Below are 14,335 nucleotides of genomic sequence, written 5' to 3'. Positions count from 1 at the left end.
CGGGTGCCGCCCGCTTCAGCCGTCGCGCCCTTCGACGAGCGCCGGCACGGCCTCGCGCATCATCGCGGCGAACCGCACGAGCCGCGACGGATAGAACTGCGCATGCGGATAAGTCAGGTAGACGGGCAGCGGCGCGGCCTGCCATTCGGGCGCGAGGTGCACGAGATCGCCGCGCGCGAGATCGTCGGCCAGCATCCATGACGATCCGACGCATGCGCCGACGCCCAGCAGCGCCGCGCTGCGCAGCGCATACAGGTTGGCGGTCGTGATGCGCGGGCGGATCGCGATGCGCCGCGTGTCGCCGGTGGCTGCATGCGTGAGCATGAGCTCGGTACGGTAGTACGTGCGCAACGCGAGCCACGGCAGCGCGGCGAGCGCATCCGGATCGGCCGGCACGTCGGCACCGTTCAGTATGGACGGCGCGGCGACCACGAAGCGCGGCACCTTCGTCAGCCGGATCGCGACCACGCCCGGATCGGTCGGCTCGCCGACCTGGATCGCGCAATCGATGCCGCTGCCGACGAAATCGCGCACCTCGTCCTGCAGCAGCCACTCGACCGACACGCGCGGATAGTCGCGCAGGAACTGCGCGAGCGGCGCGACGAAACGCTGCTGCCCGAACGCGTGCGGCACCGCCACGCGCAGCAGCCCGTCCGGCTCCTCCTGCGCGCCGCGCAAATCGGCCTCGAACGCCGCCCAGCTCGCCAGCAGCTCCTTCGCCCGCTTGAAGCAACGCTCGCCGTCGACGGTCAGCCGCATCGTATGGGTCGTGCGTTGCAGCAGCCGCATGCCGAGCGAATTTTCCAGCGCCTGCAACCGCCGGCTGACGGTCGGCTGCGTCGTATGCAGTTGCACGGCGGCGGCCGACAGGCTGCCGGCCTCGACTATGCGCACGAAGGTTTCCATCAGCTCGAAACGATAGCCGGCGCCATCCACCGGCACCGTCTGAATGCGCCGAGACCCGCCAGCATCGGGAGAGGGAGAGGATTTTTCGGTCATGCGTGTAGCGTATAACAAATCTGCGCCAGCCGGCACTACCGTCACCGGCCGCGTACCGCCACACTCGCGTCCATCCCATTCTTCAACCGAGGATGTACGCGATGTCCACCCCGACCCGTCTCGACACCACGCCCCGCGTGGCGCATGCCCCGGCCCATCCGGCCGCCCATTCGATGCCCGATCGCCGGCTCGTGCTGCTGCTCGCGGCGGCCGCCGGCCTCGGCGTCGCCCCGCTCTACTACGCGCAGCCGATGCTCGGCGCGCTCGCGCCCGATCTCGGCGCCTCGGCGCGAGCAATCGGCTTCGTGCCGACGCTCACGCAGCTCGGCTATGCGCTCGGCATCCTGCTGCTCGCACCGCTCGGCGACCGCTTCGACCGGCGCCGCGTGATCGTGACCAAGGCCGCCGCGCTGGTCGTCGCGCTGCTGCTGGCCGCCGTCGCGCCGTCGCTCGGGCTGCTGCTCGCGGCGAGCTTCGCGATAGGCCTCGCCGCGACGATGGCGCAGGACGTCGTGCCGGCCGCCGCGACGCTCGCGCACGACGCGCATCGCGGCCGCATCGTCGGCACGGTGATGACGGGGCTGCTGCTCGGCATCCTGCTGTCGCGCGTCGTGGCCGGATTCGTCGCCGAGACGGCCGGCTGGCGCGCGATGTTCGCGCTCGCGGCCGTCAGCGTCGCCGCGATCGGCGCCGTGGCCGCACGCGGGTTGCCGCGCTTCGCGCCGACCACGCGGCTGCCGTATCGTGCGCTGATCGGCTCGCTCGGCGCGCTGTGGCGCGACCATTCGGCACTGCGTCGCGCCGCCCTCGCGCAGGGGCTGCTGGCCGTCGGTTTCAGCGCGTTCTGGTCGACGCTCGCGGTGATGCTGCACGGCGCGCCGTTTCACCTCGGCAGCGCGGCCGCCGGCGCCTTCGGCCTCGCGGGCGCCGCGGGCGCGCTGGCCGCCCCGATCGCCGGACGCCTCGCCGATCACCACGGCCCCGAGCGCGTCACGCGGATCGGTATCGGCATCGCGACGGTGTCGTTCGCGTCGATGGCCGCGGCGCCGCTGATGTCGCCGCATGCGCAGCTCGTCCTGCTCGCGCTCGCGACGATCGGCTTCGATCTCGGCGTGCAGGCCACGCTGATCGCGCACCAGGCGATCGTTTACCGGATCGATCCCGCATCGCGCAGCCGCCTCAACGCGGTGCTGTTCGTCGGCATGTTCATCGGGATGGCAGCCGGCGCCGCGATCGGCAGTTCGTTGCTCGCGCAACTGGGCTGGAACGCGGTAACTGCGCTGGCCGTCGCGACGTCGCTGGCCGCGCTCGCCGTGCGGGTGTGGCGCAACTGAAATCGGCATCGCGCCATGCCGGCGGGCAAGCCCACGCGGTTTGCCCGCTTTTTTTATTTTCGGTAGGCGCGCGCATGACGCTGCGCCGTGCGGCAGATTCGCGCCGTTCCGGCACGGCAATCGCTCATCCGGCGCAAGGACGACGGCGGCCTGCCGAATTGTCCAGTTCACCCAAATATTTTTCCGACGCATGTGCACGCCCGTCCGCAAACGTCGGATGAATCGTTCCTGCCGCACCGCACGGCGCGCTCCCATCCGGCCCCACCACACGGCTCCGGTTTATCAGGGGATTCCCGGTATTTTTTCGCATTTTCTTCGAAATAACGGGTGACATACTTGCCCCCCGTTGCGCTCCGTGCGAGCGCGCTTTCCGATCCAGCCGGCCGCCCGTCATGCGCTGCGCGTCCGCCCGGGTCGCACAGAACATGAACGATTTCGACACCACGATCCAGATCTTCCTCACCCACGTGACGTTCGGCCCGTTGATGAATCACGCGATCCGCGTGGTAGCGGGTCTCTACACATTCAAGGGCTTCGTGCTCGTTCCCGTGCTGTGCTGGCTGTGGTTCCAGCCCGGCCCGAACCGCGAACGGCAACGCGAGCTGGTCGTCGCCACCGTCGCGAGCGGGCTCATCGCGCTGGCCGTCGGCCGCGTGCTTGCGCAGGTGCTGCCGTTCCGCGTGCGGCCGATCTACAACCCCGACCTGCACCTGCACTTTCCGTCGGCCGGGCTGCGCGCGGCGACGCTGCAGACATGGAGTTCGTTTCCGAGCGATCACGCGATGCTCTGGATGGCGATCGCGACCGGCATCTTCATCATCGCGCGCCGCATCGGCCTCGTCGCGCTGCTGTATTCGGTCGTGTTCATCTGCCTGCCGCGCGCGTATCTCGGCTTTCACTATCCGACCGACCTGATCGCGGGCGCGGCGATCGGCATCGCGATCGCATGGCTGCTGACGCGCGACGCGATCCGGTCGCGCTTCGCGCCGCCGGTGCTGGAGATGATCCGGCGCTTTCCCGCGCCGGCCTATACGCTCGCGTTCCTGCTGTGCTTCGAGTTGATCACGCAGTTCGACGAGTTGCTGACGCTCGCGCAGTCGGCCACGCGCACGATGTGACGGGCCCCCGCGATGCTGCCGCTGCTGCTGTCGTTCCGTCGCCCCGGCGCGCGCGGCCGCCCATGCGCGGCCGCGGCACGCCGTGCGACGGCCGCGCCCGTCAGTCGCGATCGGGCGCGCCGAGCGGAAAGAACGAACGATACGGTCGCGCCTCGTCGACCGCGCGCGCGAACGACGGCCGCGCGAGCAGACGCTTGCGGTACGCGATCACGTTCGCGAACGCCGGGTCGATCCGGTGCGTCCAGTCCGCGTAGAACAGGAACGGCGCCGCGCCGCAGTCGGCGAGGCTGAAACGGTCGCCGGCCGCCCATTCGCGATCGGCCATCGTCTTGTCGAGCCACGCATACGAAGTGTCGAGCATCGCGCGCGCATCGGCCACCCCACGCGCATCGCGTTCGGCTTCCGGCCGCAGCGCATCGAACACGACCTTCTGCTGCGGCGTCGCCACGTAGTTGTCGAAGAAGCGGTCCATCGTCCGCACCTCGAGCGCCGCGCGCGGATCGTCGGGCAGCAGGCGCACGGGACCCGGATGGTTCAGGCCGAGATACTCGATGATGATCGACGCCTCGATCACCGTGCGGCCCGCGTCGACGAGCACCGGGAAGCGCTTCAGCGGCCACAGCGCGGCCAGCTCCTGCATCGGCTTCGGATCGTCGTGCGCGAGCACGCGATAGTCGAACGGCGTGCCGTTCTCGTACAGCGCGGTCAGTACTTTCTGGCAGTAAGACGAAAAGGGATGGGCGTAAAGCGTCGGCATCATTGATGGTCTCTCAGGGTTTCGGCGCCGCGTCATGCAGCGCCACGTGATCGGATACCTTGACGACGAACGGCGCCCGGCCGTTTCGACATCGATCCGGAATTTTTTTCGAGGGGCTGCCCGGGCCGCTACGATCGGCCATCCGCCACGACACGCCCTTCGGCACGCCAGCGCAGCATCCCGCCGCCGAGATTCGCGACCGCGTCGAAGCCGGCCTTCTTCAGGATTACCGTCGCCTGCGCGGAGCGCCCGCCGGCCCGGCACACGGTCACGACCGGCCGCTCGCGCGCGATCTCGCCGGTGCGCGCGGCCAGTTCGCCAAGCGGGATCGGCATCGCGCCGGGCAGATGGCCGAGCGGGCCCGCGAATTCGTCCGGTTCCCGCACGTCGACGACCTGCACGGCCGGCAGATGATCCTCGAGCCATTGCGGATCGATTTCCCAGAAACCGGCGAACGTATAGACGAGCGGTGCCCAGTTGGCTGCCGCCCGCGCATCGGGCGCGTTCGCGGCGACGCCACACTGGAGGTTCGCCGGCACCGCGACGTCGATCTGGCGCGGGTGCGCGAGCCCGAGGTTGCGCATGTAGCCGGCGAAATCGTCTTCGCTGAGATCGCCGCCGAGGCGCGGGTTGAAGCGCCGCTCCTCGCCGACGCTCGTCACCGTGAGCCCGCGATAGTCGTGCGCGGGATACAGCAGGCACGCGGCCGGCAGCGTGAAAAGCCGGCCGTGCACCGCGCGATATAGCGCGCGCGGGTCGCCCTGCTGGAAGTCGGTGCGGCCGGTGCCGCGGATCAGCAGGCAATCGCCGGTGAACGCCATCGATTCGTCGTCGAGCACGAGGCTGATGCACCCGCTCGTGTGACCGGGCGTCGCGCGCACGGTCAGGTAGCGCGAGCCGAACGCGCAGCGGTCGCCGTCGTTCAGGTAGCGGTCGGCGCCCTGCGCGCCGCTCGCGGCCGAGATCGCGATCGCGCTGCCCGTGTGCTGCTTCAGGAGCCACGCGCCCGTCACGTGATCGGCATGCACGTGCGTGTCGACGGTCGCGACGAGCCGCAGCCCGAGTTCGTCGAGCAGTGCCGCGTCGCGGCGCACCTGCTCGAACACGGGATCGATCAGCAGCGCCTCGCGCGTTGCGCCGTCGGCGAGCAGATACGTGTACGTCGACGATTGCGGGTCGAAAAGTTGCCGGAAGATCATGGCGCTGGTGCTCCGTTGCTGGTGCTTCAGTGGGGTGTAGCCTGATCGGAATGCTACTTGGCGTCGCCGGGCGTCGGCGTCGGCGTCGACGTCGGCATGACGACATCGAGACCGCGCGGGCGGCATCGCGCCCGCCGCGTTTCGCACATCCATACAGCGTAAATCAAAATGCCTGCGCCGCCGGCATCGCCCTGCCCCGCAACCGATTCCGTCGACAAATCGCGCACGGCGGGACGATGCGCGGCACCCGGGCGGCCGCTCACGCTGCCTTACACTACGGCCTCTTCTCGTCTCCGATCACAGGAATGCCCTCGACATGTCGATGACGATCGATCCGAAGCAGGCCGCCGCACTGCTGGCCGTCGCCGATACCGGCAGCTTCGAGCAGGCGGCCGTGCGCCTGCACGTGACCGCGTCCGCCGTCACGCAGCGGGTCCGCGCGCTGGAGGCGAGCCTCGGCACGCCGCTCGTGCTGCGCACGCGGCCGTGCCGCCCGACGGTAGCCGGGCAGCGCGTGCTGCAGCACCTGCGCCGCGTCGCGCTGCTGCAGGCCGACCTGCAGAGCACGCTCGCGGCCGAGCGCGAATCGCCGATCTCGGTGACGATCGCGCTGAATGCCGACAGTCTCGGCACGTGGTTCCTGCCCGCGCTGACGTCCGTGCTCGCGGGCGAGCGGATCCTGTTCGAGCTGATCGTCGAGGATCAGGATCACACGTTCGCGCTGCTCGAAAGCGGGATGGCGGTCGGCTGCGTGACGACCGAGCCGAAGCCGATGCGCGGCTGCATCGCGACGCCGCTCGGCACGATGCGCTACCGGCTGCTCGCCGCGGCCGCGTTCGCCGGTCGCTGGTTCCCGCGCGGCCTGAACCGCACGAGCGCGCGCCACGCGCCCGTCGTCGCGTATTCGCGGCGCGACACGCTGCAATCGTCGTTCCTGAAGGAGAAGTTCGGCTTGCCCGAAGGCGCGTACCCGTGCCACTACGTGCCGGGCACCCATTCGCACTTCGCCGCGGTGCGGCACGGGCTCGGCTACGCGATGGTGCCGGAGCCGCTGATCGGCACCGCGCCGCTCGACGCGCAGGGGCTCGTCGATCTCGCGCCCGCGCATCCGACCGACGTCACGCTGTACTGGCATGCGTGGACCGTGCAGTCGCCGACGATGGCGTCGCTGTCCGCGCGGGTCGTCGAAGCGGCGCGCCGGCTGCTCGCGCCATTGCCGTGACGCGCTGGCGCGCGGGCGATCGACGTTGCCGGCGCGGGATGCACGGCGACAGGAAAGTCGGCCGCGCCGCCTATACTTTTTCCATCGGCCTCGCGAACGCGCCGCGCGGCCGACCATCCAGGTCCGGCCGTTCCCTTTCGTGTGAGGAGAACATCATGTCCCGCCGCTATATCGATTGCCGCGAGTTTCCCAGCGCGACGCATTGCTCGGTCGCAATCTCCGCCGACTCCGACAACGAACTGCTGGAGGCCGCCGTGCAACATGCGGTCTCGGTCCACCAGCACACCGACAGCGCCGAACTGCGCACGCAGCTGAAATCGTTATTTCACGACGGCACACCGCCTGCCGACATGCCGCGGCAAGCGTAATCCGCCGGCACGGCAACGATCGATCGACCACGCGCCGCGTCACCCCTTCGTGTGTGACGTCATGTCATGCCACGCCGCGCCGGCCCGTCGCCGGCCGGCGCGTTCCGCTTCACGCGCGACGCTGCGCGAAATACGCGCCGACCGCGCCGACGAACGTGTCGATGTCCGCGCGCGACACGTCGCAATGCGTGACGAAGCGCGACGCATACAGCATCTGCGTGAGGATCCCGCGCGCCTTGAGCCACGCCTCGAGCGGCGCGCAATCGGCTTCGGGGAATTGCGCGAACACCATGTTCGTCGCATGCGACAGCACCTTCACCGCGTCGATGCGCGCGAGGCCGGCCGCGAGATGCGCGGCATTCGCGTGATCGTCCGCGAGCCGCTCGACGTTGTGATCGAGCGCATACAGGCACGCCGCCGCGAGAATGCCCGACTGCCGCATCCCGCCGCCCAGCACCTTGCGCCAGCGCTGCGCGCGCTCGATCAGCGCACGGCTGCCGACCAGCACCGAGCCGACCGGCGCACCGAGCCCTTTCGAGAAACAGATCGACACGGTGTCGAACGGCGCGCACAGCTCGGCGATCGAGCGACCCGATGCGACGGCCGCATTGCATACGCGTGCGCCGTCGAGGTGCGTGGACAGCCCGCGGCTGCGCGCGAACGCGACGGCTTCCTGCACATAGCCTTCCGGCAAGACCTGGCCGCCGATCGTGTTTTCGAGCGCGAGCAGCCGCGTGCGGGCAAAGTGATTGTCGAGCGGCTTGATCGCCGCGGCGATCTTCGCGAGCGGCAGCGTGCCGTCCGGCGCGTTCTCGATCGGCTGCGGCTGGATGCTGCCGAGCACGGCCGCGCCGCCGCCCTCGTACTTGTAGGTGTGCGCGAGCTGGCCGACGATGTACTCGTCGCCGCGCTCGCAATGCGACATCAGCGCGGCCAGGTTGCTCTGCGTGCCGCTCGGGAAGAACAGGCCGGCCTCCTTGCCGGCGCGCTCGGCCGTCACCGCCTGCAGGCGCAGGACGGTCGGGTCGTCGCCCCAGACGTCATCGCCGGTTTCGGCGGCGGTCATTGCAGCCAGCATCGCCTGGCTCGGACGTGTCACGGTATCGCTGCGTAAATCGATCATCGCTGTGCCCTGAGTAAACGAGCCGGCATCCCTGCGTCCGGCCCTGCCGAAAACGAGACTCAGAGTGTACGCAATTCACGCAGCGCGTGCCGATGAAGGCACGCGATCGCGCGGATCAATATCGCGGCGGCGGCGGCTGGACGCCCGCCGGCGGCATCGGGGGCGCCGCGCGCGGCGCGGTGCCGTAGCCGCCCCCGCCATACCCGCCGCCGCTACCGCCACTCATGCCGCCCGGCACCGGCACACGGTTGCCGGTCGCATACATGCACTGCAGATACGCGTAGTCGTAGCGGCGCTGGATATCGTAGGCCGAGCCCTGCGCGGCGCCCGCGCCGACGACGCTGCCCGCGAGCAACCCCGCGCCCGCGCCGACCGCCGCGCCGGTGCCGCCGTTGAACGCGGCGCCGGCCGCCGCGCCGAGCGCGGTGCCGACGGCCGCGCTGCCGACCGCGCTCGCGGTCGACGCCTGCCCGGCGCTCACGCCGCCCGATTGCTGGAACGCATACTGGCGACAACTGCCGTCGTCCGCTCGGAACTGGTCGAACGACTTGCCGGTACCCGGCAGCGCCATCACGCTCGGGCCGGTCGGCATGTATGCGCATGCGCCGAGCAGCGCGGCCAGCGCCAGCGCGGCCGGCAGGCGCAGTGGTCGAAATACCGTCTTCATCGTCGCGCCTCCGTCACTGCGGCCGCGCCGGCACCGTGCGCCAGCCCGACTTGCAGGTCTTCACATACGGGTAGTAATGCTTCGACGCGTCGCAGTAGTACCAGAGGTTCGCGTCGCCGTCGTCCTGCGGCTGCCCCTTCTCGACATACTCGGGCGGCGGCGGAGCGACCGGCACCGCGACGACGGGCGGCGGGTAGTAGTACGGCGCAGGTACGACAGGGGCGTAGTACGGGTAGCCGGGGCCGATATAGACCCCGACCCGGGCGGCATGCGCCACGCCGCCCGTCGCGACCGCCACCGCGGCCGCCGCGCCCAGTGCGAGCTTCAATCCATTCACGTCACGTTCTCCGGCAGGCCGGTTCGTCGATCCGAACCGGACATCCCGAACGCTACGCCGCACGCGATCCGGTATCCATTACGGGCGGGCGCGCGAATGTTGCGCGACGTTACCCGTGTGACGGACGCCCCGCCCGTTCGGACGCGCGCGTTACGCGTTTAACGCATCGAAACCGATTGCCGTCCCGGCACACGGTTGTCGTCCGCGCAAAACCGTTCCGATGACGCGACGCGCCATATTGACGCACGTGCGTCAGACCGCCACGCCGCGGCCACGCGCGCCGCGAACGGCCTTCTTGATACGAATCAACGATTTAACCCGAAAGGGCGCGCGACGGGCTGGACATCTGCGACGAGTTGGCGCATTTCGCGGTGCAACATCGCGGCCCATACTCCAGCCAACCCCGACGCCGTCCGCCGGGGTCCGCCGGCACCCGCCGGCGGGTATCGTCAAGTCTCGGTCAACTGGTATGGACACCGCACTTTCGGCCCTCGATCTGGCCCGCCTGCAATTCGCGTTCACCGTCTCCTTTCACATCGTCTTTCCGGCGCTGAGCATCGGCCTCGCCAGCTTCATCGCCGTGCTCGAATATCGCTGGCTCAAGACCGGCAAGCAGTACTACAAGACGCTCTGCCTGTTCTGGTCGAAGATCTTCGCGGTCGCGTTCGGGATGGGCGTCGTGTCCGGCGTCGTGATGAGCTATCAGTTCGGCACCAACTGGTCCGGCTTCTCGAGCTTCGCCGGCGCCGTCACCGGCCCGCTGCTGATGTACGAGGTCATGACCGCGTTCTTCCTCGAAGCCGGCTTCCTCGGCATCATGCTGTTCGGCTGGAACCGCGTGAGCCCGCGCGCGCACTTCGGCGCGACGCTGATGGTCGCGATCGGCACGCTGATCTCGACGTTCTGGATTCTCGCGTCGAACAGCTGGATGCAGACGCCGCAGGGCTTCGAGATCGTCGACGGCCGCGTCGTGCCGACCGACTGGTTCGCGATCGTCTTCAACCCGTCGTTCCCGTACCGCCTGTTCCACATGGCGATCGCCGCGTTCATCGTCGCCGCGCTGGTGGTGGCCGCGACGGGCGCGTGGCACCTGCTGAAGGGCCGCCGCGACAAGGGCGTGAAGAAGATGTTCTCGATGGCGCTGTGGCTGCTGCTGGTGCTCGCGCCGCTGCAGGCCGTGATCGGCGACCAGCACGGCATCAACACGCTGAAGCACCAGCCCGCGAAGATCGCCGCGATCGAAGGGCTGTGGGAAACCGAAAAGGGCGGCACGCCGCTCAACCTGTTCGGCATCCCCGACATGAAAGCGGAGACGACCCGCTACGCGGTGAAGGTGCCGCACCTCGGCAGCCTGATCCTCACGCACAGCTGGGACGGCGAGATCCGCGGGCTGAAAGACTTCCCGCCGCAAGACCGCCCGAATTCGACGGTCGTGTTCTGGAGCTTCCGGATCATGGTCGGCCTCGGCTTCGCGATGATCGGCCTCGCCGCGCTCGCATGGCTGCTGCGCCGCCGCGGCCGCCTGTATGAATCGAAGGGGTTCCAGCGCTTCGCGCTCGCGATGGGCCCGACCGGTTTCGTGTCGCTGCTCGCGGGCTGGGTGACGACCGAAGCCGGCCGCCAGCCGTGGGTCGTGTATGGCGTGATGCGCACCGCGCAGGCCGTGTCGCCGCTGTCGGTGCAGCAGGTCAGCCTGTCGATGATGACGTTCGTGATCGTGTACTTCCTCGTGTTCGGCACCGGCGTGTACTACATGCTGAAGCTGATGAAGGCCGGCCCCGCGCTGCCCGCCGTCGAGCACGACGCGACGCACGACCTGCCGGACACGCGCCCCGATCACACCGCGCGCCGCCCGATGTCGGCCGTCGACGAGCTGATCGAGACCGTCTGAGCCCATTCCTTTCGCATACGAGAAAACCTATGGACGTCACCGTAATCTGGGCCGCGATCATCGCATTGGGGCTCTTCATGTACGTCGTGCTCGACGGCTTCGACCTCGGCATCGGCATCGTCTTCCCGTTCTTCCCGGACGAGCGGGAACGCGACCTGATGATGAACACGGTCGCGCCCGTATGGGACGGCAACGAGACCTGGCTCGTGCTCGGCGGCGCCGGGCTGTTCGCGGTATTTCCGATCGTCTATTCGACGGTGCTGTCGGCGCTGTACCTGCCGCTGATCTTCATGCTGGTGTGCCTGATCTTCCGCGGCGTGTCGTTCGAGATCCGCGCGAAGGCGCGGCGCACGAAGCAGCTGTGGGATCTCGCGTTCATCGGCGGCTCGGCCGGCGCGACGCTGTTCCAGGGCATCGCGCTTGGCGCGTTCCTGCAGGGCATCGACGTGAAGGACGGCGTGTATGCCGGCGGCGCGTTCGACTGGCTCACGCCGTTCAGCCTGCTGACGGGCCTCGGCCTGATCGTCACGTACGCGCTGCTCGGCTGCTGCTGGCTCGTCGCGAAGACCGAAGACGACCTGCAGCGGCGCCTGCATCGCGTCGTGTGGCCGCTGACCGTCGTGCTGCTCGGCTTCATCGCGATCGTCAGCCTGTGGACGCCGCTGCAGGATCCGGCCGTCGCGCAGCGCTGGTTCGATTCGGGGCTGTTCTGGCGCCTGCTGCCGGTGCCGTTCCTGGTGGCCGCGTGCGCGGTGTGGATGCGTCGCGCGGTACGCGACCGGCACGACATGACGCCGTTCGTGCTCGCGCTGGCGCTGGTGCTGCTCGGCTACGTCGGCCTGCTCGTCACGCTGTTCCCGTATGCGATTCCCCAGACGATGACGATCTGGGAAGCGGCGGCACCGCGTTCGAGCCAGACCTTCACGCTGGTCGGCGCAGCGGTTATCCTCCCGATCATCATCGCCTACACGACGATGGGTTACTGGGTATTCCGAGGCAAGGTGCGCCATGAAGACCAGCATTACTACCACCACTGATTCCGCCGATCGCCTGCCTGCGGCACCGCGGCCGCGGATGCGCGGCTGGATGTGGTTCGTCGTTCTGTGGGCGGGCGGCGTGATCGGCGCCGTCACGCTCGGCTATGCGTTCAAGATCTTCATGAACCTCACGCTGTTTGCGGTGAAGTAGGCGAAGCGGGGTGCAACGCCCCGCATCCGGCCCTCGCCCGTCTCGCCGTATTGCACGCTGCCGTAGCGCCTTGTGACATCGGGTCGGCAATCGGCGGCGCAGGACGGCGGCGAATGCGCGACCGGCTACGCGTCCTGCCGCACCACGCCCAGTTTGAGCCCCAGCATGCCGAATATGCGGTTCATCGTCTGCACCGTCCCTTCGCTGCGCCCCTGTTCGATATCCTGAATCGTCTTGGTCGACACGCCGGCAAGCGTTGCCATTTCCGCACTCGTCAGCCGCATCGTCTTCTTCAGGTACCGCACGGATTCGCGCAGCGACCATTCGGGATGCGCGAGAACGCCCTCGATCGCTTGCCGCCGGAGCAAAAGCTGTTCGGGAAGCGGCAGCGCGTTGTAGCGTTTGTCCATCGTGTCGTCCTCCGCCTAACCCAGCGCATCCAGTTCACCGGCGAGCCGCTCGAGTCCAGGCCTCAGGAACGCATGCACATCGTCCTCCAATCCGAGCCCGGCGCCATGATCGGCGATTTCCTGCAAACGCGGCGCCATCGCACTCAGCCGCGCCTGCAATGCAGCACGGTCCAGCGCGACATGCGTCTCGCCCGCCCGCGGCTCGCTAGACCGAACGACCGCATCAAGCACGCGCGCCCAGTCCGGCCGGCCGCCGTCATTTCCTTCCCACCGAATACGCCTCGCAATGCCGTCCGGATGCAGATACATCGGTGCAAAGTCGTAGAGCGGTGTCAGCGCGATGCGGCCGTCGAAATCGCGCTGTAACGCGGTGTTTCGCGCATGGTTATCCTTGTTGCCCAACGCGAGATTCGCGACGTCGCGGCACAGGTATTCAGCCACCTCGGCCTGGGGATTCGTGCATTGACGCACGAGATGCCGGCATACCTCGTCATGGCTCGGCACGACACCGAAGCCGGCGTTGCCCGTCAACGAAGCAACGCTTTCCTGAGCGAGCCGGACAACGCGACCGCCCACACGCGCACGATCGAAACGCCGAATGAAGAGCGAGCGGTCGCGCAGCACCAGCGGTGCATGCACGCGCAAGCCGAGACGCTGGGCCAATGACATGTAGGGCGCTTCGTGACGCAGGATCTGCGCAAGGCGTGCGTTCGTGCCGCGTCCGAACTTGACGATGTAATGCTCGACCGCGCGCTCGTCCGGCAGCGTGTGATCGAGATAGAGCAGCCCGTCGTCCGCGCGGGTCAGCAGCAGCTTCGGCCACTCGCCCTGCACACCCGAAGAGCCCGCAACGAAGAATCCGTGCGCGGCAAGATATTCGCTGAACGCGTCGCCTCGCGCGACCACCTCCTCGTCGGTAAAGCCTTGCCGCGGCCCCTGATGCTCGGCAAGCCATTGCGCCGCCTCCCTGACACGCAGATTTCCGATCGAATTACCGGCCCCCGCGAGCAGCAGCGGCCAGTCGGCATGCTGCTCTGCCGTTTCCGGCAAACCGAGGCGGCGCAACAGTTCCTCGCGGCCGAAGCCTTGCGGCAACAGATCGATCAGGAAAACAGGCCAATGCGGTGTCTCCAGTGGCTCGAGGCCAACCGGAAAACGGCACGTCATCGCATGCGCGTCGCGGGCAGGCCGATGCCGAATGGCCCACTCGACGTCGTACCCGGTATAAGCACGCGCGCGCCAACCTTCCCCGGGGTCGCCGAACAGGGTGACGACGCCGATATCGTGCCAGGCACCGTCGGCATGGAGTTGGATCGTGCAGGACGCGCTCATTTTCTGGAAGAAATATATATAAATTACTAGACGACCAGCAAGTAAAGTATATATTTTTCTACCGAAATACCAACCTTCTTTGTCGAGCACGCCTGAGCAGGCGCAATCTTGAATCAGCTTCTGCGGGTCAGCGCCGCCTCGATCTTGCGATCGGTCTTGTACTGGCTCAGCGCGTACACCGACCAGATCGCGGCCGGCAGCCAGCCGATGATCGTGAGTTGCAGGAGCAGGCAGATCACCCCGGCGATCGGGCGGCCGATCGTGAAGAACTGGAACCACGGGAGCAGCAGGGCAAGCAGAAGGCGCATGAGCGGTCCTTTTGAGTACGTCGTTGAACGGGCGATACTCGGCCAATATGGCGGGTTGCGCACGCCGTTTCAAGCCCGGGCG

Annotated in this window: 16 protein-coding genes; 7 read left to right on the top strand and 9 right to left on the bottom strand. The window is 68.2% G+C overall.

The window, feature by feature from the left end; genetic code table 11:
• Positions 1 to 15: 15 nt before the first annotated feature.
• A complete protein-coding gene (locus WS89_RS19785) occupies positions 16 to 999 on the bottom strand; it encodes a LysR family transcriptional regulator (protein ID WP_082741906.1) in 984 nt (327 codons plus the stop codon).
• Between the two features lie 101 nt (positions 1,000 to 1,100).
• Here WS89_RS19785 and WS89_RS19780 point away from each other — a divergent pair, with 101 nt between their 5' ends.
• Together WS89_RS19780 and WS89_RS19775 are read left to right on the top strand one after the other, a co-directional pair.
• A complete protein-coding gene (locus tag WS89_RS19780) occupies positions 1,101 to 2,333 on the top strand; it encodes an MFS transporter (protein ID WP_059499623.1) in 1,233 nt (410 codons plus the stop codon).
• Between the two features lie 425 nt (positions 2,334 to 2,758).
• Entirely contained in the window at positions 2,759 to 3,451 is a 693-nt protein-coding gene (locus WS89_RS19775; RefSeq protein ID WP_059793029.1) for a phosphatase PAP2 family protein, read from the top strand.
• A 100-nt stretch (positions 3,452 to 3,551) separates the two neighbouring features.
• Here WS89_RS19775 and WS89_RS19770 read toward each other — a convergent pair whose 3' ends face one another.
• The gene (locus WS89_RS19770) at positions 3,552 to 4,211 is read right to left on the bottom strand and encodes a glutathione S-transferase family protein (protein WP_059499464.1); all 660 of its coding nucleotides are present in this window, start codon (positions 4,209 to 4,211) and stop codon (positions 3,552 to 3,554) included.
• A 125-nt stretch (positions 4,212 to 4,336) separates the two neighbouring features.
• The gene (locus tag WS89_RS19765) at positions 4,337 to 5,407 is read right to left on the bottom strand and encodes a rhodanese-like domain-containing protein (RefSeq protein ID WP_059792839.1); all 1,071 of its coding nucleotides are present in this window, start codon (positions 5,405 to 5,407) and stop codon (positions 4,337 to 4,339) included.
• A 316-nt stretch (positions 5,408 to 5,723) separates the two neighbouring features.
• Here WS89_RS19765 and WS89_RS19755 point away from each other — a divergent pair, with 316 nt between their 5' ends.
• Both WS89_RS19755 and WS89_RS19750 read left to right on the top strand, forming a co-directional pair.
• The gene (locus WS89_RS19755; RefSeq protein ID WP_059499467.1) at positions 5,724 to 6,629 is read left to right on the top strand and encodes an HTH-type transcriptional regulator ArgP; all 906 of its coding nucleotides are present in this window, start codon (positions 5,724 to 5,726) and stop codon (positions 6,627 to 6,629) included.
• 155 nt (positions 6,630 to 6,784) lie between these two features.
• Complete coding sequence (locus WS89_RS19750) at positions 6,785 to 6,997, top strand: DUF1059 domain-containing protein (protein ID WP_034205979.1); 213 nt, start codon at positions 6,785 to 6,787, stop codon at positions 6,995 to 6,997.
• A gap of 109 nt (positions 6,998 to 7,106) precedes the next feature.
• Here WS89_RS19750 and ltaE read toward each other — a convergent pair whose 3' ends face one another.
• From ltaE to WS89_RS19735, 3 genes are all read right to left on the bottom strand, one after another.
• Positions 7,107 to 8,120, bottom strand: coding sequence for a low-specificity L-threonine aldolase (ltaE, locus tag WS89_RS19745; RefSeq protein WP_059792835.1), 1,014 nt, complete (start codon positions 8,118 to 8,120; stop codon positions 7,107 to 7,109).
• A 115-nt stretch (positions 8,121 to 8,235) separates the two neighbouring features.
• The gene (locus tag WS89_RS19740; RefSeq protein ID WP_059792832.1) at positions 8,236 to 8,787 is read right to left on the bottom strand and encodes a YMGG-like glycine zipper-containing protein; all 552 of its coding nucleotides are present in this window, start codon (positions 8,785 to 8,787) and stop codon (positions 8,236 to 8,238) included.
• A 13-nt stretch (positions 8,788 to 8,800) separates the two neighbouring features.
• Positions 8,801 to 9,124 (bottom strand): hypothetical protein, encoded by a 324-nt coding sequence (locus tag WS89_RS19735; protein WP_059792830.1) that lies wholly within the window; start codon positions 9,122 to 9,124, stop codon positions 8,801 to 8,803.
• 469 nt (positions 9,125 to 9,593) lie between these two features.
• Here WS89_RS19735 and WS89_RS19730 point away from each other — a divergent pair, with 469 nt between their 5' ends.
• Genes WS89_RS19730 through WS89_RS19720 form a run of 3 tightly spaced genes read left to right on the top strand, consistent with a single transcriptional unit; the run spans position 9,594 to position 12,203 of the window.
• Positions 9,594 to 11,015, top strand: coding sequence for a cytochrome ubiquinol oxidase subunit I (locus tag WS89_RS19730; protein WP_059499471.1), 1,422 nt, complete (start codon positions 9,594 to 9,596; stop codon positions 11,013 to 11,015).
• A gap of 29 nt (positions 11,016 to 11,044) precedes the next feature.
• On the top strand, positions 11,045 to 12,052 hold the full coding sequence (gene cydB, locus WS89_RS19725; RefSeq protein WP_059792829.1) for a cytochrome d ubiquinol oxidase subunit II: 1,008 nt from the start codon (positions 11,045 to 11,047) through the stop codon (positions 12,050 to 12,052).
• Positions 12,024 to 12,203, top strand: coding sequence for a hypothetical protein (locus WS89_RS19720; RefSeq protein WP_059792827.1), 180 nt, complete (start codon positions 12,024 to 12,026; stop codon positions 12,201 to 12,203). Before cydB ends, WS89_RS19720 begins: the two co-directional genes overlap by 29 nt.
• Positions 12,204 to 12,328: 125 nt before the next feature.
• Here WS89_RS19720 and WS89_RS19715 read toward each other — a convergent pair whose 3' ends face one another.
• The 3 genes from WS89_RS19715 to WS89_RS19705 all read right to left on the bottom strand — a co-directional run bounded on the left by WS89_RS19715 (position 12,329) and on the right by WS89_RS19705 (position 14,253).
• Positions 12,329 to 12,613 (bottom strand): helix-turn-helix domain-containing protein, encoded by a 285-nt coding sequence (locus WS89_RS19715; protein WP_059499474.1) that lies wholly within the window; start codon positions 12,611 to 12,613, stop codon positions 12,329 to 12,331.
• 15 nt (positions 12,614 to 12,628) lie between these two features.
• Positions 12,629 to 13,945: a type II toxin-antitoxin system HipA family toxin gene (locus WS89_RS19710; RefSeq protein WP_059792825.1), complete on the bottom strand. Its 1,317-nt coding sequence runs from the start codon at positions 13,943 to 13,945 to the stop codon at positions 12,629 to 12,631.
• A 113-nt stretch (positions 13,946 to 14,058) separates the two neighbouring features.
• Positions 14,059 to 14,253: a YqaE/Pmp3 family membrane protein gene (locus WS89_RS19705; protein ID WP_059792823.1), complete on the bottom strand. Its 195-nt coding sequence runs from the start codon at positions 14,251 to 14,253 to the stop codon at positions 14,059 to 14,061.
• Positions 14,254 to 14,335: the final 82 nt, after the last annotated feature.

The organism is Burkholderia sp. MSMB1072 (genome assembly GCF_001524725.1).
In the GTDB taxonomy this organism is placed as follows: domain Bacteria; phylum Pseudomonadota; class Gammaproteobacteria; order Burkholderiales; family Burkholderiaceae; genus Burkholderia.
Note: the sequence above shows the minus strand (reverse complement) of the source record. Positions and strands in the feature narration are given on the sequence as shown.